This window comes from Psychromonas algicola (genome assembly GCF_004378355.1).
Taxonomy (GTDB): domain Bacteria; phylum Pseudomonadota; class Gammaproteobacteria; order Enterobacterales; family Psychromonadaceae; genus Psychromonas.
In genome coordinates this window covers 1-18,300 of sequence record NZ_SNUB01000019.1, presented here as the reverse complement: position 1 = coordinate 18,300, position 18,300 = coordinate 1, and the positions used below count along the sequence as shown (strand labels likewise).

General features: G+C 36.1%; 16 protein-coding genes. 12 read left to right on the top strand and 4 right to left on the bottom strand.

The features are described from left to right. Positions 1–357: 357 nt before the first annotated feature. Positions 358–1,752, bottom strand: coding sequence for a cysteine--tRNA ligase (cysS, locus tag E2R67_RS10460; RefSeq protein WP_134290904.1), 1,395 nt, complete (start codon positions 1,750–1,752; stop codon positions 358–360). Between the two features lie 127 nt (positions 1,753–1,879). Between cysS and E2R67_RS10455 the strand changes: the two genes are divergently transcribed. Continuing rightward, entirely contained in the window at positions 1,880–2,374 is a 495-nt protein-coding gene (locus tag E2R67_RS10455) for a peptidylprolyl isomerase (protein ID WP_134290903.1), read from the top strand. 3 nt (positions 2,375–2,377) lie between these two features. After that, complete coding sequence (locus E2R67_RS10450; protein WP_134290902.1) at positions 2,378–3,124, top strand: UDP-2,3-diacylglucosamine diphosphatase; 747 nt, start codon at positions 2,378–2,380, stop codon at positions 3,122–3,124. Between the two features lie 82 nt (positions 3,125–3,206). On the opposite strand, the gene E2R67_RS10445 is transcribed toward E2R67_RS10450, so the two are convergent. The 3 genes from E2R67_RS10445 to proQ form a co-directional block, all read right to left on the bottom strand. Further along, positions 3,207–4,868: an AMP-binding protein gene (locus E2R67_RS10445; protein ID WP_134290901.1), complete on the bottom strand. Its 1,662-nt coding sequence runs from the start codon at positions 4,866–4,868 to the stop codon at positions 3,207–3,209. 65 nt (positions 4,869–4,933) lie between these two features. Further along, entirely contained in the window at positions 4,934–6,928 is a 1,995-nt protein-coding gene (gene prc, locus E2R67_RS10440; protein WP_134290900.1) for a carboxy terminal-processing peptidase, read from the bottom strand. An 11-nt stretch (positions 6,929–6,939) separates the two neighbouring features. Further along, the gene (gene proQ / locus E2R67_RS10435; RefSeq protein ID WP_134290899.1) at positions 6,940–7,569 is read right to left on the bottom strand and encodes an RNA chaperone ProQ; all 630 of its coding nucleotides are present in this window, start codon (positions 7,567–7,569) and stop codon (positions 6,940–6,942) included. Between the two features lie 266 nt (positions 7,570–7,835). On the opposite strand from proQ, the gene trhP reads away from it, so the two are divergent. The 10 genes from trhP (at position 7,836) to tpiA (ending at position 18,128) form a co-directional block, all read left to right on the top strand. Further along, on the top strand, positions 7,836–9,179 hold the full coding sequence (trhP, locus tag E2R67_RS10430) for a prephenate-dependent tRNA uridine(34) hydroxylase TrhP (protein WP_134290898.1): 1,344 nt from the start codon (positions 7,836–7,838) through the stop codon (positions 9,177–9,179). Positions 9,180–9,196: 17 nt separating this feature from the next. Beyond that, complete coding sequence (locus E2R67_RS10425; RefSeq protein WP_134290897.1) at positions 9,197–9,445, top strand: YfhL family 4Fe-4S dicluster ferredoxin; 249 nt, start codon at positions 9,197–9,199, stop codon at positions 9,443–9,445. Between the two features lie 2 nt (positions 9,446–9,447). Further along, complete coding sequence (locus E2R67_RS10420) at positions 9,448–10,779, top strand: MATE family efflux transporter (RefSeq protein WP_134290896.1); 1,332 nt, start codon at positions 9,448–9,450, stop codon at positions 10,777–10,779. 246 nt (positions 10,780–11,025) lie between these two features. Beyond that, on the top strand, positions 11,026–12,525 hold the full coding sequence (locus E2R67_RS10415) for an ABC transporter substrate-binding protein (RefSeq protein WP_243836998.1): 1,500 nt from the start codon (positions 11,026–11,028) through the stop codon (positions 12,523–12,525). 1 nt (position 12,526) lies between these two features. Beyond that, on the top strand, positions 12,527–13,504 hold the full coding sequence (locus E2R67_RS10410) for an ABC transporter permease subunit (protein WP_134290894.1): 978 nt from the start codon (positions 12,527–12,529) through the stop codon (positions 13,502–13,504). After that, entirely contained in the window at positions 13,491–14,381 is an 891-nt protein-coding gene (locus tag E2R67_RS10405; protein WP_134290893.1) for an ABC transporter permease subunit, read from the top strand. Before E2R67_RS10410 ends, E2R67_RS10405 begins: the two co-directional genes overlap by 14 nt. After that, positions 14,381–15,391 (top strand): oligopeptide/dipeptide ABC transporter ATP-binding protein, encoded by a 1,011-nt coding sequence (locus tag E2R67_RS10400; protein WP_134290892.1) that lies wholly within the window; start codon positions 14,381–14,383, stop codon positions 15,389–15,391. The genes E2R67_RS10405 and E2R67_RS10400 overlap by 1 nt, the downstream gene beginning before the upstream one ends. Positions 15,392–15,393: 2 nt before the next feature. Beyond that, the gene (locus tag E2R67_RS10395; RefSeq protein WP_134290891.1) at positions 15,394–16,173 is read left to right on the top strand and encodes an ATP-binding cassette domain-containing protein; all 780 of its coding nucleotides are present in this window, start codon (positions 15,394–15,396) and stop codon (positions 16,171–16,173) included. A 98-nt stretch (positions 16,174–16,271) separates the two neighbouring features. Beyond that, positions 16,272–17,201 (top strand): tRNA 2-thiocytidine(32) synthetase TtcA, encoded by a 930-nt coding sequence (gene ttcA, locus E2R67_RS10390; protein WP_134290890.1) that lies wholly within the window; start codon positions 16,272–16,274, stop codon positions 17,199–17,201. 174 nt (positions 17,202–17,375) lie between these two features. After that, positions 17,376–18,128 carry a triose-phosphate isomerase gene (gene tpiA / locus E2R67_RS10385; RefSeq protein ID WP_134290889.1) on the top strand — a complete coding sequence of 251 codons (753 nt, stop codon included), beginning with the start codon at positions 17,376–17,378 and terminating at the stop codon, positions 18,126–18,128. Positions 18,129–18,300 lie beyond the last annotated feature (172 nt).

Here is an 18,300-nt window from a genome sequence, read left to right as displayed (position 1 = left end):
TAATGAAATCACTAAAAAGTAGTTAACAGGTTGATATGGTGCAGAATAATACACACACATAATTTAAGCTTATCTTTCAATAATTTAAATTTATAGTGAATGTTTGATTTAAATGTGAGGTTTATATTTACAAAATAAAGGTTAAATTTAAGATGAGAGAGGCAATTTGTTAAATTTGAAATAAAAATTTGACCTTGCATTTTGTAATGTTTTTGTCATGTCAAAAACTTTATATGACGGAATTTGATTCTTTTACAAAAAAAACGAACATAAAAATGTCCGTTTTTAACGTTACCGTTTAAAAGATTTAAAATTAGTTAACAATTAATAAAGGTAATAATTGCTCTGTTGACTGATTTAATTTTTTCTCCACGTTGTACCATTCACACCATCTTCAAGAACAATATTTAAAGCGGCTAACTTATCACGAGCATCATCGGCACTTGCCCAATCTTTATTTGCTCTTGCTGTATTACGTTGTAAGATCAATGCTTCTATCTCAGCGACTTCACTGTCAGAGCCATTATCGCCCTGTAAGAACTTTTCAGCCTCTTGAGTTAACAAACCTAATACATTAGCAAATTCAACTAATAAGCTCGCTAAATAACTTGCTTGCATTGTATCAGTTGTTTTTAATCGATTTATTTCTTTAGCTAAATCAAATAATACAGCGAGTGCTTCAGGTGTATTAAAATCATCGTCCATCGCTTTAACAAAACCTTGATAGAACTTACTCTCTTTAACCGAAGTATCAATCTCAATAGTCACAATATCTAAATCACGAATGGCTGTATATAAACGCTCTAAGCTAGCACGTGCTTGTTTTAAATTGTCTTCAGAATAATTTAACTGGCTACGGTAATGACCTGAAATCAAGAAATATCTAACAGACTCACTGTCATATTCATCTAAAACGTCTTTAATGGTAAAGAAGTTGTTCAGTGATTTAGACATTTTTACTTTATCAACTTGTACCATACCTGAATGCATCCAAGTATTAACGTATTTACCGTGATGTGCACAACATGACTGTGCAATTTCATTTTCATGATGAGGGAAACTTAAATCTGAACCACCACCATGAATATCAAATACTTCACCAAGGTGTTTTTTGTTCATTGCTGAACATTCAATATGCCAACCCGGGCGCCCTTCTCCCCAAGGAGATGACCAAGAAGGTTCACCAGCTTTTGCCATTTTCCATAATACGAAATCAAGCGGGTCATGCTTAGTATCTTCTACTTCAACACGTGATCCTGCTTGCAGCATTTCTAAATTTTGTCCGCTTAATTGACCGTATTCAGGAAACGATGAAACAGAGAATAAAACATCACCAGAGTCAGCAACATAAGCATGACCTTTAGCGATTAATGCCTCAACCATACTAATAACTTCAGGCATATGATCGGTTACACGTGGCTCAATATCAGGTCGGATCATATTTAATGCATCAAAATCAGCATGCATTGCATTCGTAAAGCGTTCCGTTAATTGATCGCAAGTCTCGCCATTTTCATTAGCACGCTTGATAATTTTATCGTCAACATCGGTGATATTACGAATAAAATTTAAATCGTATCCACTAAAGCGTAAGTAGCGAGCCACTGTATCAAAGGCAACAAAAGTTCTACCGTGTCCAATATGACAATAATCATAAATGGTAACACCACACACATACATTCCCACTTTGCCAGCAACAAGGGGTTTAAATTCTTCTTTCGTTCTTGTGAGAGTGTTATATATTTTTAACATTTTCCATCCAATACAATGACTTTAAAAATCGTATTCTAACCTGCTAGAGTGACAAATTCATCCTTTGTATTTAATGAATTCACCAGTTAATGTATGATGACGCTATTTTTTAAAATAGGATTCAACAATGATTACATTACATACAAATTTTGGTGACATTAGTTTAGAGATGAATGAAGAGAAAGCGCCTAAAACAGTGGCTAACTTTATTCAATACGCTACAAGCGGTCATTACGATAACACTATCTTTCATCGCGTTATCGATGGATTTATGATCCAAGGTGGTGGTTTTGCACCAGGCATGGAAGAGAAAGATAGCCAAAAGCCAATTAAAAATGAAGCAAATAACGGCTTATCAAACGTTAAGTACTCTGTAGCAATGGCGCGTACAATGGAACCACATTCTGCATCTGCACAATTTTTCATTAATGTTGGCGATAACAAATTCCTAGACTTTAAATCAGAAACAACAGACGGTTGGGGATACTGTGTATTCGCTAAAGTCGTTGCTGGTGAAGATGTTGTCGATAAAATCAAAGGTGTAGCAACAGGTAATGCGCATTATGTACACCAAGATGTTCCTCTAGATGATGTCGTGATCACTAGCGTAACAGTAGCTTAATTTATGAAGCGCACTTTATTCATTGCAGACCTACATCTCAGCGAAAACCATCGCCATATTACGGATGCTCTATTTGCCTTTCTTGATAAAGAAGCCAAAAATGCAGAAACACTTTATATTTTGGGTGATATGTTTGAAGTATGGATAGGAGATGATGAACATACTCCATTAATGGATGAAGTTGCGCAAAAATTAAAAAGTTTTAGTGAAAATAATCACTGCCAACTATTTTATATCCACGGTAACCGCGATTTTATGATTGGAAAACGTTATGCAAAGCAGTCTGGCATGACACTATTACCAGAGCATACTGAAATCGATTTGTACGGTGTAAAAACCTTAATCATGCATGGCGATACACTTTGCTTATTCGATAAAAATTATCAGAAATTACGCAAAGTATTACATAACCCTATCTTGCAGTTTATTTTTAATGCATTGCCACTTAAATTACGTAAACGGATAGGTTGGAAAATTCGTACTGCAAGTCAAGCTAAAAAAGCTTATAAAAATGTAGAGATCATGGGAGTCACTGAAAATGAAGTGTTACGCTTAATGACTTTACATAAAGTACAACGCTTGATCCATGGCCATACACACCAAGTTAATACTCATAATTTTGAAGTGAATGGTGCACAAGCTCAACGCTTTGATGTGGGCGATTGGTATACTAATTTAAGCTTTGTTGATGCGACACCTGAAGAGGTTAAATTAGTTATTCAGCCAATAGATTATTATCAAGAGAAATAATAACCATCCTTTAAGTCTTTATACTACAGAGATATTGAGAGCTTATTATTAAGCTCTCAATTATCTGAATAGTGACCAACTATTATCTTTCTTTCAATAATCGTCTTAGTACTTTACCTACATTGTTTTTAGGTAATTCAGTTACAATTTCTATTTGTTTTGGTCGTTTATAACCTGTCAAATGTTGCTTGCAGTGCGCTTTTATCGTTGCAACTGTTACTTTAAAATCATTTAACACAACAAATAGTTTAACTCTTTCTCCAGTTAACTCATCTGGCACACCAATTACAGCGGCCTCTAAAACACCATCTAATAATACGACGGCATCCTCGACTTCATTAGGGTAAACATTAAAACCAGAAACCAAAATCATATCTTTTTTACGATCAACAAGATGTAATAACCCATTCTCGTCGAACTGGCCAATATCCCCACTTTTCAGCCAACCATCGTGAAAAGCTAAGGCTGTTTCAGCTTCGTTTTGCCAATAATTAGACATCACTTGTGGGCCTTTTATTTCAATTTCACCAGGGCAATTAAAATCGTTAACAACTTGATTATTATCGTCAATTAAACGTATATCAGTACCAGGCATAGGTAAACCAATAGAGCCGTCATGAACGGTTACATTATATGAGTTGACACTGACCATTGGTGCACATTCAGTGAGTCCATAACCTTCAATAACTGTGCTACCTGTCAATTGCTTCCACTGTGCAGCCACTTTAGTTTGTGTCGCCATCCCGCCAGCTAAGGTTATCTTTAACTTAGAAAAGTCTACTTCGGCTATTTTTGGATGATGTAATAACGCATTGAACAAGGTATTAAGCGCAGTAAAATAAGTGAAGTCATGCTTAATTAATGACTTGATAAAAGTATTAAGATCACGCGGATTAGTAATTAATAAATTCGTTCCGCCGCGTTTAATAAAAAACAGGCAATTTACAGTTAAAGCAAATACATGATAAAGCGGTAATGCCGTTACAATCATTTCACTTTTCTGATCAATGGTTAACCCAAATACACCGTCTGCCTGTTCTAAACTTGCAGCAATATTACGATGCGACATAACAGCCCCTTTAGAGACTCCTGTAGTGCCGCCTGTGTATTGGATAAAAGCAGTATCATCAAGACTAATAACAGGTCGAATATATTGCCCTTTAGCGCCATCTCTTAAGGCAAATCGATAACTTTTTGCACCGGGTAATTTGTATTTAGGCACCATTCTTTTTACATAGGCCACCATAAAATTAACTAGGCTTCTTTTTACTAAGGGTAAGGAGTCCCCTATTTTAGTTAATACAACATGTTCGATACTGGTATCGTCAACAATGCTTTCTAACGTTTTTGCGAAATTAGAAACAATAAAAATAACTTTAGCACCTGAGTCATTAAGTTGATGCTTTAACTCTGAAGCAGTATAAAGAGGGTTAACGTTAACCACGGCCAAACCCGCTCTTAGAATACCGAGTAATATAATTGGATACTGTAAAAGATTAGGGATCATCACAGCGACTCTATCGCCTTTAGATAGCTTTGAGGTTTGTTGTAAATAAGTGGCTATCTTTCTAGATTGTACTTCTAGTTCTGCGTAAGTGAGGTGTTGATCCATATTGATAAAAGCAGTGTGATCAGGATGTGCTTTAAATGTCTGTTCAACCATATCAACTAAATCAATAAATTGACTCTCGTCTAGCTCATTATTGATTTCGTCAGGATATTTATCTAACCATGGTTTAAACATATGAATTCCTTTTAAATATAAAAAAACCGACTAATGAAGTCGGTTTTTTAATGCCGAACAATTATTTATAAGTTGGCATAATCTAACGTGATGTGACCTGCTTCAATCAAGAACACATCTAATGGTTCAAAGTCGTCTGGAATATCATCTAGAGACTCAACTTCTTCAAGGCCCGCTCGTTTTAAGCGTTCATTAGTTCGAATTAATGCAGCAAGCTCTTTTTCTTCTCGCTCTTTAACACGATCCTTTTCAACTAACGTAATACTTGTTGTATCTTTTTCAAGACGATACGCTTTAATATCATCCTCTAGATAGCTAAACTCAACCTCATTTTTAATACGAGCTTGATGTTTTGACTCTAGTGTTTTAATCGTATCTTTTAGATCGCCTACTTTGCTGTATTTTGCAGATCGAATATTATCCCATGGTAATGCATTCTTTTCTAAGCTTTCACCTGTATCTTGAGGGTCGATAGGTGATGGGAACTCGATATCAGGAACGACACCTTTATTCTGAGTGCTGCCGCCATTAATGCGGTAGAACTTAGCAATGGTATATTGTACTGAACCAACCGCATCTTGGTTTTTGTCATAGTAACGAGCAATACGACGATGTTGTTGCACTGTTCCTTTACCAAAACTATTTTCACCAATGATGATGGCGCGTCCGTAATCTTGTAATGCAGCGGCGAAGATTTCAGAGGCGGAAGCACTGTTACGGTTAATTAACACAGTTAGTGGACCATCGTAAGCAATTGAATCATCATCATCCACTTGGATAGACACTTGTTGACGACTATCTCTGACTTGTACCACTGGTCCAGTTTTAATAAATAAGCCTGTTAATAGTGTTGCTTCACTTAATGCGCCACCACCATTGTTACGTAAATCAATAATAATGCCTTCAACTTCTTTCTTAGCTAGAATTTTTAACTCTCGTTCAACATGCTCACTTAGTTTGATATAGAAGCTAGGTATAGTGATCACACCAATATTCTTGCCATCAATCACTTCAACTGATGATTTTGCTTCTCTATCTTCTAAGTGAATTGTTTCACGTACAATTTCAATAACACGATTTTTATCGCCAGCTTTCCCCGATAAAATTTGTAATTGCACAGTCGTCCCTTTAGGACCTTTGATCAATTCAACAATATCATCTAAACGCCAGCCAATGACATCAACGATCTTCTCGCCTTCTTGACCAACACCAATGATTTTATCATCTTTTGCTAATTGCTTAGATTTATCCGCCGGGCCACCAGGCACGAGACTGCGTACAACCGTATAATCATCTTCAAGCTGAAGAACGGCACCAATTCCTTCCAATGACAAATTCATTTCCATTTTGAAACGTTCTGCATTACGAGGAGATAGGTAACTAGTGTGAGGTTCGATGGTATGAGCGTAAGCATTCATAAAGGCTTGGAAAACATCTTCACTTTCTGTTTGTGTTAAATGTTTTAACGCGTAAGTGTAACGCTTAGTTAAGAGGTTCTTTATTTCAGGCCATTTTTTACCTGACAGTTTCAAGGTCAAGGCATCTGATTTAACACGCTCTTGCCATAAATGATCTAACTCTTGCTTATCTTTTGCCCAATTTGCGTCACTACGATCAAACTGATATTCATCTTTATCATCAAAAGTAATTTCTTTTTCTAACAGAGATAGCGCATAAGAATAGCGTTCATAACGACGAGTTAAATTAAGTTGGTAGATTTGATAAACAGGATCAAGCTGGCCAAATTTTAAATTCTCATCTAATGCAAATTGATACACCTTCAATGCATCAATATCGCTTTGCATAAAGATTTGTTTATTAAAGTCGAGTTGTTCGATATAACGGTCAAATACTTTTTTTGAGAGCGTATTGTCTAAAGGCATATATTTGTAATGAGAGCGACTAAATAAATCGCTCACTCTTTTCGCCACTTTTGCATGTTGAGATGCTTGATGCAATTGAGGGATGTCTTTTAATTCGACACTCTCGGTAGCGGCAAATGTAACTCCGACAAAAACTATCTGAGATAATATTAATACTTGGCGAAAGAGTTTTTTCATTAAAATACCTTTTATACGATTAAATGCTTGGCTTTTACTTTTACAACCATTCCAGAGTCTAGTTGTACTTGAACTTCTTCTTTTAAGATTTCTAAAACCGTCGCTGATACAGGAGATTTTCCTAGAAGTACTTTGACTGATTGATCCACTTTTAGTTCATTATGGTTAGCTTCTTTATATTGGCTCAAATCAATTTCTGGTTTTTTAGGCGCTTTTTTAGGGGCGTCTTTTTTACGATTTGGAACAGATACTTTTTTAGCTGCGCGAGCTGGTGCTTTACTTGCATCATTTTTCTTTTTGTTAGCAAATGCTTTCTCTTTGCTTTCTTTTAATGATTGCTGTGCATGATCAGCATGCTCTTGAGACACTTCGTCACCTTCAACACCGTCTAGGTCTACACGTTTAACACCCGCTTTTACGCAGTGAAGGTAACGCCAGCTCATTGTATATTGACGTAAAGCGCCACGTAATTGTGTTTTGCTTACACGAGTTTCATTTTCCAAGCGAGTTGCTAACTCTTGGAACACACCAATTTTTAATGGTTTTGCAGCTTCAGAGCCAGCAATAAAGCAAGCAGGAAACTGTTCTGTTAAGAAGGCAATGATTTGTTTGTTATTTGTAAACTTTTCTGTGTTTTCCATGTAAAACCTAATATTTAAAAACGATGTTAAAAGATACTCAAAGTAAAACTATGATTATCATAAAGAAAATTATTCAGTAGTATAGTGGTGCCTTTATTAAATGTGAAACTAATTATCGCTCTAGTAAGCTATTCCGACCATTTTAATGATATTTAATAGGATTAATTAAGATTTATCCATCTCCCCTACACCTTTTTTATAAAAACAAGTAGAATCTGGCCTCACATTTTTCGTTAAAACACCCTATTTTTATTTAAGTGAATCAGATGAAACCAGAATTATTATCGCCAGCAGGCTCTTTAAAAAACATGCGTTATGCTTTTGCTTACGGAGCAGATGCAGTTTATGCAGGACAACCTCGTTATTCTTTGCGAGTACGTAATAATGAATTCAATCTAGAAAAACTACAAATTGGTATTAATGAAGCACATGCCCAAGGTAAGAAATTGTATGTGGTTTGTAATATTCAACCGCATAACTCAAAGTTAAAAACCTTTATTAGAGATATGAAACCCGTTGTTGATTTAAAGCCTGATGCCCTAATCATGTCAGATCCAGGTTTAATCATGATGGTACGCGAAGCTTTTCCTGATATGCCAATTCATTTAAGCGTACAAGCGAATGCTGTTAACTGGGCAACGGTTAAGTTTTGGTATCAGCAAGGAATAGAACGCGTTATTTTATCTCGTGAACTTTCATTAGATGAAATTGAAGATATTCGTTTTCATTGCCCAGATATAGAAATAGAAGTATTTGTACATGGTGCATTATGCATGGCTTATTCTGGTCGATGTTTATTATCAGGTTATATTAACAAGCGAGATCCTAACCAAGGCACATGCACCAACTCTTGCCGTTGGAAATATGATGCGCATGAAGCTGAAGAAAACGAAACCGGCGATATTGTAGCTATCCAAAAACCAGAGCCCACTTTAGGTACAGGCGAAACAACGGACCAAATTTTTCTATTACAAGAAGAAGGACGTCCTAATGAATATATGCCAGCCTTTGAAGACGAACACGGCACTTATATTATGAATTCAAAAGATCTACGTGCGATACAGCATGTAGAGCGTCTTTTGAAAATAGGTGTTCATTCATTAAAAATTGAAGGCCGTACTAAGAGTTTCTATTACTGCGCTCGAACGGCACAGGTATACCGTAAAGCAATGGATGATGCGATTGCAGGCCGCCCTTTTGATCCCTCATTAATGGGCTCATTAGAAAACCTTGCACATCGTGGTTACACAGAAGGTTTCTTAAGCCGTCATACGCATGATCAATATCAAAACTATGATTACGGTTATTCAATCAGCGAAACACAACAATTTGTTGGTGAAATCACAGGTCGAAATGCGCAAGGCTTAGCTGAAGTGGATGTTAAAAATAAATTCTTAGTGGGTGATAAATTAGAGCTTATGACACCGCAAGGCAATATCAACTTTAAGCTAGAAGAGCTACATAACCGTAAAGGAGAGTTAGTTGATGTCGCGCCAGGCTCAGGCCATGTTTTATATATTCCAGTGCCTAAAGAAATTGATTTAAGCCATGGTTTATTGATGCGTAATCTTATTCAGGGTGAAGACACCCGTAATCCACATTCTAAATAATATGGCTTGGTTATAAAATGGCACTGCTAATAGAAGATACATGCATTAATTGCGATATGTGCGATCCAGAATGCCCCAATGAAGCAATTACATTCGGAGCAGAGATATACGAAATCAATCCTGATTTGTGCACAGAGTGTGTTGGTTTTTATGAAAAAGCAACTTGCGTGGCAGTTTGTCCTATTAACTGTATTATCGTTGACCCTGAGCATGTAGAAACACAAGAGCAGTTACTTGATAAATTTGCTAATTTACATGTGAATTGATCGTGGCAGTTATCGCATCGAGCTTTACTCAAGGTAATATTGCTAATCACATGCTAAAAATGGCACTAACAAACATGGTTAGCTTGAGTGTCTTTTTTAGTGTTGATTTAATCAATATCTATTTTATAAGCTTATTAAACAAAGCTTATTTAGTGGCTGCTATTGGTTATGCAAGTGCTATTTTATTTTTTACTTCTTCATTGACCATTGCCATGGTCATTGCAGTTACGGCAACCGTTGCTAAAAGTATTGGTCAAAAGCAAATTCAGCAAGCTAAAAGAATAGCCACCACTTCCTTCGTCATCACTTTTATCTTAAGCATATTCATTACTTTGATTATTTTTTGTTATGCTTCTGAATTATTGTCTTTAATGGGGGCTAAGAGGGCCTCATTAGAAGCCGCTGAAACTTATTTAAAATTAACTATCTTTTCATTTCCAATGATTGCTATCGCGATGCAAGTCACGGCAATATTAAGAGTGTTAGGAAAAGCTAACATTGCAATGCTCTGTACATTATTAGCAGGTATAATTAATGCGCTTTTAGACCCACTTTTTATCTTTTATTTTCAATGGGAAATTAATGGCGCCGCTTATGCAACTATTTTAGCAAGGATAGTAATGCTAGCGATTGCAAGTTATTACCTACTTCACCGATATCAATTTATTGCATCACAAAGTCTGTTGGATAGTTGGGCTAATATAAAAAAAATTGCGAAAATAGCTCTTCCAGCATCGCTAACACAAATAACCACACCTCTTAGCCACTTTTATATTACCTATGAAGTCGCCAAGTTTGGTGCGGAATCAGTGGCCGCTTGGACGATTATAAGCCGTTTAATACCTGTGGTATTTGTTATGTTATTCGCTATGCCTGGCGCCATTGGTCCAATTATTAGCCAAAATTTAGGCGCAAAAAAATTAAACAGAGTTAAAAACACACTCAATCATTCATTAAACTTTATTATTAAATATGTGTTTGTTTCCGCTTTAATACTTTCTTTGCTACAAGAAAATCTAGTTAACCTGTTTAACGCCACATCAGAAGCAGCCATTCTTATTCGTTTTTTTTGCCAATATATCGCTATCAGCTTTATTTTTGTAGCGATGAATTTAGTCGCTATGTCATTCTTAAATAATATTGGTCGACCTAAACTCGCTACCCTTTTAAATTTAGCCAAAATATCCTTAGGTACAATTCCTTTTGTGAGTATTGGTGCCTATTATTACGGTGCTCAAGGTATCTTAATGGGGCAAGCTTTAGGGAGTGTGGTATTTGGGTTAATTGCGGTGGTTGTTTGTTACTTCACATTATCTAGGTTAAAGGTGAATTGATTTAATGTTTTTAGTGATGATTAGTGACAAACTATCTTTCCATCAAATGCTAAAGATCTTAGGTTATAATATTTAATGTTTTATTTAAGCTTATCAAATGTTAAATTAACCTCCTTATGCCTACTGGATTAAAATAGCACTATGCGCTTATTATTCTTATTATTTTTGACTGCTAATTTAACAGCTTGTTATCAAAACAAAACGCTGACAAAAAATACACTTCTCTATTGCACAGAGAATCAGCCAATGTCATTTAATCCACAAATTAGCCATGATATTGCTAGTTTAGATGCAACAACTCATCAGCTTTTTAGCCGCTTAGTGAAGCTGAATCCCGACACCAATAAATTTATTCCTGACTTAGCAGAAAGTTGGCAACAAAGTGATGATAAATTACGTTATCGTTTTGTTTTGCGTAAAAATATTAATTTTCATCAGACAGATTACTTTCAACCAACTCGCTATTTAAATGCCGATGATGTTCTATTTAGCTTCAATCGAATGATTGATAAAAAACATCCTTACCATACAGTTAATAATCAAACGCAAAATTATTTCTTTAACCACCCTTTTACTGCGTTTTTATCTGAAATAAATAAAATCGATGACAGAACGGTAGAATTTGTATTATCAAAACCTGATGTAACCTTACTCGCCAACCTTGCGGCGCATTATGCGGTGATCCACTCACAGGAATATGCAAATCAGCTATTGCAACGAGGTCATCCAGAAAAAATTGATTTTCAACCAATAGGTACAGGACCATTTAAGTTCAAAAGCTCTAATAGTAAAGGCATTGTTCGTTATTCAAAACATGAAAATTACTGGCAACCGATGACGAATATAGAAAACCTTATCTATGTAAAAAATCCAAGTGCAACTAAACGTTACACCAAACTACTTTCAGGTGAATGTGATGTTATCGCCTACCCAGCAGCAAGCCAACTAGAAACTATTAGTAAAAATAAAGAGGTGGTGTTAAACAGTAAATCGACATCTAACGTAGCTTTATGGGCATTTAATACTAAACAAGATCAACTTAAAGACAGCAAGGTACGTTACGCACTTTCGCAAGCTATCGACAAGAAAACAATTTTACAGGCGGTTTACTTCCAAAGCGCGATGCAAACTAACACGCTATTGAGCAATCAGTCTTGGGCACATAAAGCTCGCAATAACAGCGATATATTCAATCCCGAAGCAGCCAAGAAAACATTAGTCGCGCTAGATTATGACTTTACAAAAGTACTCACTATTTTATTACCTGAAAATGCTGATGTATTTAATCCTAACTTTCATAAGACAGCACAATTAATTCAAGCAAATCTTGCTGATATCGGCATTCAAAGCGAAATCGTTAAATTAAGTGGTTCAACATTACAGACGCGATTATCAAACGGTAATTATGATACTTACTTGACTGGTATCAATGTGCACATTAATGATCCAGATAGTATTTTCAGACCACTTTTAAGCTGTAACTCATCGCCTGAAAATGGCAATAGTAGCCGCTGGTGCTCTTATAAAACCCAAGTATTATTAGATCAATCCTTAACTGAATCTAATTTTGCACAACGAATAAAAAATTATTACCTTATTCAAGATGAAATCATGACACAGCGCCCTTATTTACCGATTGCACATGTTCTTAGGTTAGATGTTATTTCTGGTAGGGTTAAAAATGTTGAAGTTAATTCCTTAACCGGTATTAATTTCCAAAATACAATTAAACAAGATCTCAATTAATATGCTTTCATTTTTAATAAGACGTTTAAACTTACTTTTTATAACCGCTTTAATCTTAACGATTATTGCGTTTATTATTGAGAAAAATGTCGTTGTCAATAACACCATCATTGACACTTCATCAAATAATTATTTACTTCAATATTTTAGCTATTTAATCAACATTATTACTGGCGAATTTGGCTATTCAGCTCTAGATAATCAACCGTTGCTGGCGCGTGGGTTAATGTTTTTTGCGTCGACGATAGAGCTATGCCTTTTAGGTTTAGTTTTTTCAAGTTTAGTTGCCATTCCCCTCGGTGTCCTTGGTGGTTTATTTAGGGATACTAAGCTAGATTATGTGATCATGACCATCGCATTATCAGGTTTATCATTGCCTGTATTTTGGGTCGGAGTGATGGTGTTATTGTTACCCGGTGTTTGGGGAGATCTTTTACCTGTTGATGGTAATTTGAGCTTAGTGTACGAAGTGCCGAGCGTAACTGGCTTTTTACTCATCGATACATTATTTGTGACCGACCAATATGGCTTATTTGCTTTCTTTGATCGTCTTGCCCATTTACTACTTCCCGCTTTGGTCTTATCCTTTTTCTTAACCACAGAGATAATCCGTTTAACTCGTCACTCAATGACTATGGTCATGCGCAGTAATTATATCAAAGCAGCATACGCGAAGGGTTTTTCTCGACGTAAAATTGTTTTTGCACATGCGCTTCAAAATGCACTACCGCCGATCATTCCGCAGTTAAGATTACAGTTAAGTACCATCTTATCTTTTGCCATGACCATTGAAATTGTATTTAATTTAGATGGAATGGGAGATTGGTTATTATCCTCTTTAAATGCTGGAGACTATGGTGTATTGCCAGTGGGGATGCTAATCATCACTAGCTTCATTTTATTTTTTAGTATTTTAATCGATATATTGATGGTGATTATTAGCCCAATCATGCGAGGTTCTTTATATGCTAATCAATAATGAATTTAATGAAGATAAGATCCAATCGCCTTTGCAATATATTTGGGCGATCTTCAAAAGTAAAAACATCGCCGTTGTTGCAATGTGGTTCATCATCGTATTGGTGTTAGCTTCTCTTTTTGCTCCTTGGTTTTTTCCACATTCACCATTAGAGCAAAATGCAGATAAAATGCTACTACCACCCTATTGGTTTGAAGGTGGTGATATCAACCATATCTTAGGTACTGATGACTTAGGCCGAGATTCTTTATCACGTTTATTTCATGGCTTACAACTTACCTTAGGCGGCGCATTAATTATTACAGTCTGTGTTTCATTGTTAGGTATGGCAATTGGTGCAAGCGCTGCATTAACTAAAGGTATTAAAGCCAGTGTGTTACACCACTTGTTGGATGCTTTATTAACCATTCCTTCTTTGCTTTCAGCGTTAATTTTAATCGCCATATTTGGCCCTAGTTATATTAACTGCTTAATCGCAATATCACTTTCTTTATTACCGCAATTTATACGTGGTAGCTTTTTAGCCATCGAACAAGAGTTGAGTAAGCAGTATATTGTCGCTTTACAGTTAGATGGTGCGACCAAATTACGTTTATTTCGTTTTGGGATCATGCCTAATATTTTAGAGCCGACCATCACTATCATTAACCGTTTATTTACCTTAGCGGTAATTGAAATTGCAACCTTAGGTTTTTTAGGTTTCGGCGCGCAATTACCTCAAACAGAATTAGGCTCTTTAATTGCAAGTAGTGTTGATCTTATTTATCTTTCACCTTGGCTTGTCACCTTCCCTGGTATTACCATCTTTTTAGTGATCATGATGGCAAATGTATTTGCAGAAGGCTTACGCCATGCAGTGATAGAAGGCGAAGAATAATGGCATTATTGGACATCAGAAACTTAAGTATCGATATTGAAACCGCTCAAGGTAAAATTCGAGTGATTGATAAAGCCTCTTTAAACATTGTCGCAGGTTCGATACATGGTTTAATTGGGGAGTCAGGCTCCGGTAAAACATTAATCGCTAAAGCGATATTAGGATTACATAATAACAATTGGACTGTTACAGCAGACCGAATGTACTTAGGCAAAACCGACTTAACGAAATTGTCGGATAAAGAACGTCGTCAAATTCTAGGTAAAGAGATTTCAATGATCTTCCAAGAGCCTAGCTCTTACCTTGATCCTAGCCAGACAATACGCACCCAAATCAAATCAGTGTTACCTAAAAAAACATGGAACCTAAGGTTGCGACGTATTCTTGGTAAAATTAAGCGTATTAATGTGCAATCTAGCCGTTTACAAATTAAAGAGCTACTGCATAAAGTTGGCGTTCAGGATGATAAAGAAATACTGAACTGTTACCCACACCAACTCTCAGAAGGTGTTTGCCAAAAAATAATGATTGCAATGGCGATTGCTAATAACCCGAGTTTGATTATTGCAGATGAGCCAACAACCTCAATGGAATCATCAACACAATCACAAATTTTTCGTTTGTTATACAAACTCAATCAACTCAATAATACGACGCTATTGATTCTGAGTAATAACTTTGCCAATACAAGTAACTTATCTGATTATATGACCTTAATTTATTGCGGTCAGACTGTAGAAACAGGATCACATAAGCAACTTATGACTTCGGCGATGCACCCTTATACTCAGGCCATGCTAAAAACAATTATTAGTAACGATAAAATGCACGAGCATAAAAGTGAGCTTTATACTCTACCTGGTAATATTCCTTCATCGAATCAATTGCCTATTGGTTGCCGCTTGGGTCCAAGATGCCCCAAAGCACAACGTATTTGCGTTACCAATCCAACCGTAACAACTAAGAAAGGCCATAGTTTCCGTTGTCATTATCCAATTAGCTTGAGTTAATTATGCAATCATTATTAAAGATAAGTAATCTTAGTAGAAGCTTTAAGCATGTTTCAGGTTTATGGACGAGCTATGAAAAACTCGCTTACGGTCCTGTCAGCTTTACACTTGATAAGGGACAAACCTTAGCGATCGTAGGAGAAAGTGGAGCAGGAAAAAGTGCTTTAGTAAGAACTATCACAGGATTATTAGAACCAAGCTCTGGTGAAATTCATCTAAAAGGCCAACCTATTTTATCCTTAACTTCGCAGCAACGATGTTCATCTATTCGTATGATTTTCCAAGATCCGAGCAGCTCGTTAAACCCTAAAATGACTGTAGGTAAAATATTAAATGCACCGCTACAATTAAACACAGACTTTGATGCAGAAAAACGTGATTTACGCATTAAAGAGACATTAAAGCTAGTTGGTTTGTTACCAGATTATTTAGCTTTTTATCCAAATATGCTTTCGAGTGTGCAAAAACACCAAGTGGCTATTGCAAGAGCCATGATATTAAACCCGGACATCATAATTGTTGATGAAATTTTAGCGACCTTAGATATTTCATTACGTTTTAAAATTGTAAACTTACTGCTTAAAATTCAAAAAATAAAAGGCACAAGTTATATTTTCATCGCGCACAGCATGCACTTAATAAGACATATGAGCGATCATATTGTAGTACTGCACGCAGGAAAAATTGTTGAGAAAGGTTCCGCATCGATAATTTGTGATTCTCCACAGCATGAACAAACTAAATTTTTGTTACTCAGCCATGAGCCTGACTACAGAAAATAAGCCCCAGCTTCTTATTTAGCATTGAGTAATGAGGCTTTACATTCGCTTATGTCTTTTTATACAATGCGCGCTGTTTTAACTCTCTAACAAGGCTCCCCATGACGGAACAACTTTCAGAAAAAGAATTATTCAACCTTAAGAAATTAAATAAAGTGTTACGTCGTCAAACGGGGCAAGCGATTTCTGATTATAATATGATCGAAGATGGCGACAAGGTAATGGTTTGTTTATCTGGAGGGAAGGATAGCTATACCCTACTAGAAATACTGAGCCAACTTAAAGCCGTCGCTCCAATTAACTTTGATATAATTGCCGTTAATTTAGACCAAAAACAACCTGGTTTTCCAGAGCATATTTTGCCTGAATATTTAGATAAATTAGGAGTCGATTACAAGATTGTTGAGCAAGATACTTATAGCATTGTTCAAGATAAATTAGAGCCAGGTAAAACCACTTGCAGTCTTTGCTCTCGTTTACGTCGAGGTATTCTCTATAAAACAGCGAAAGAGCTAGGCGCCACAAAAATAGCGTTAGGCCATCACCGTGATGATATGCTCGCAACTATGATGCTTAATTTATTTTTTGCAGGAAAACTAAAATCAATGCCGGCAAAGTTAGTCTCTGATAACGGTGAACATGTTGTTATTCGACCACTTGCTTACTGCAAAGAAAAAGACATTGAACAGTTTGCTCAATTACAAAAATTTCCAATTATTCCCTGTAACCTTTGTGGTTCACAACCTAACTTACAACGTCAATTAACAAAAGAGATGTTGAATGATTGGGAAGTAAACTATCCAGGCCGTTTGGAAACCATGTTTACAGCAATGCAAAACGTAGTGCCTTCACATTTAGCTGACACCACTTTATTTGATTTCAAGTCTATCTCTAAAGAGTCAGGAGTCATTGATGGTGGAGATATTGCTTTTGATAAAGAATCCTTTGAGCAAAAAACAAATTTTGACGAAGACGCTCAAAATGAATTCTATCAACAACATCCAGCAGTGCAGTTCACTGAGATAAATTAAATACTTTGTTGATTCAGAGCAGAAAAAAAAGACAAAATTAAGCTGTTGCTTCCTTGTATTTAATGAGTATTAGCGCTAATTTACTCGAATATATAAAAACTCGGCTTCACTCCATGGGTATAAAGCCGAAACATATTCAAAATATTCTTAATTCAAATACGAACGGAGTCAAACATGAGAACACCTCTTGTAATGGGTAACTGGAAGCTAAACGGTACAAAAGAATCTGTTTCAACGCTTATCAAAGGCATTGAAAGCGCAGCAGATGCAGCGACAAACGTTGAAGTTGCAGTATGCCCGCCAGCAATCTTCATCGAGCAAGTTGCAAATCTAACAACAAGTAACAGCATTGAATTTGGTGCACAAGATGTAAGTACTAATGTTTCTGGCGCATTTACAGGTGAAACATCACCAGTAATGGTAAAAGAGTTTGGTGCAAAATATAGCTTAGTTGGTCATTCAGAACGTCGTCAATACCATAATGAAACTGATGCGGTTGTTGCGGCTAAATTTGTAGCCATTCAAGAAAATGGTTTAGTGCCAGTATTATGTATTGGTGAAACACTTGAAGAGCGCGAAACCGATAAAACATTTGCAGTGGTTGAAACACAACTAAAAGCTGTTGTTGATCTTGCTGGTATTGCTGCACTTGAAAACTGTGTTATTGCTTACGAACCAGTTTGGGCAATTGGTACAGGTAAAGTTGCTACCTCTGAACAAGCGCAAGAAGTACATGCTCATATTCGTTCTTGGTTAAAAGCGCAAAGTGAAGTGGTTGCAGAAAAAGTACAAATCCTTTACGGCGGAAGTGTTAAAGCAAACAGTGCGAAAGAGTTATTTGCTCAAGCAGATATCGATGGCGGTCTTGTCGGTGGCGCAGCACTTATTATCGAAGAATTTGTTGGTATTATTGAAGGTGCTAAATAATTTTTATTATTTAATACTTAATTATCAACCTACAAAAGGCACACTTTAAATGTAATGCCGATCAGTTAAGAAAAATTAGTTGATTTTTAACGTAAGAAGATCAAAATCCTATGACTCAAAAGGTCATGGGATTTTTTTATGGAACTTTCAGAAGCACTCGCTCGCACATCAA

Bases quoted from the DNA above. Each gene is read 5' to 3' on its own strand.
- E2R67_RS10445 (WP_134290901.1), bottom strand. From the start codon at position 4,868: ATGTTTAAACCATGGTTAGATAAATATCCTGACGAAATCAATAATGAG.
- E2R67_RS10455 (WP_134290903.1), top strand. From the start codon at position 1,880: ATGATTACATTACATACAAATTTTGGTGACATTAGTTTAGAGATGAAT.
- prc (WP_134290900.1), bottom strand. From the start codon at position 6,928: ATGAAAAAACTCTTTCGCCAAGTATTAATATTATCTCAGATAGTTTTT.
- E2R67_RS10415 (WP_243836998.1), top strand. From the start codon at position 11,026: ATGTCATTTAATCCACAAATTAGCCATGATATTGCTAGTTTAGATGCA.
- tpiA (WP_134290889.1), top strand. From the start codon at position 17,376: ATGAGAACACCTCTTGTAATGGGTAACTGGAAGCTAAACGGTACAAAA.
- E2R67_RS10400 (WP_134290892.1), top strand. From the start codon at position 14,381: ATGGCATTATTGGACATCAGAAACTTAAGTATCGATATTGAAACCGCT.
- trhP (WP_134290898.1), top strand. From the start codon at position 7,836: ATGAAACCAGAATTATTATCGCCAGCAGGCTCTTTAAAAAACATGCGT.
- ttcA (WP_134290890.1), top strand. From the start codon at position 16,272: ATGACGGAACAACTTTCAGAAAAAGAATTATTCAACCTTAAGAAATTA.
- cysS (WP_134290904.1), bottom strand. From the start codon at position 1,752: ATGTTAAAAATATATAACACTCTCACAAGAACGAAAGAAGAATTTAAA.
- E2R67_RS10425 (WP_134290897.1), top strand. From the start codon at position 9,197: ATGGCACTGCTAATAGAAGATACATGCATTAATTGCGATATGTGCGAT.
- E2R67_RS10395 (WP_134290891.1), top strand. From the start codon at position 15,394: ATGCAATCATTATTAAAGATAAGTAATCTTAGTAGAAGCTTTAAGCAT.
- E2R67_RS10410 (WP_134290894.1), top strand. From the start codon at position 12,527: ATGCTTTCATTTTTAATAAGACGTTTAAACTTACTTTTTATAACCGCT.
- proQ (WP_134290899.1), bottom strand. From the start codon at position 7,569: ATGGAAAACACAGAAAAGTTTACAAATAACAAACAAATCATTGCCTTC.
- E2R67_RS10405 (WP_134290893.1), top strand. From the start codon at position 13,491: ATGCTAATCAATAATGAATTTAATGAAGATAAGATCCAATCGCCTTTG.
- E2R67_RS10450 (WP_134290902.1), top strand. From the start codon at position 2,378: ATGAAGCGCACTTTATTCATTGCAGACCTACATCTCAGCGAAAACCAT.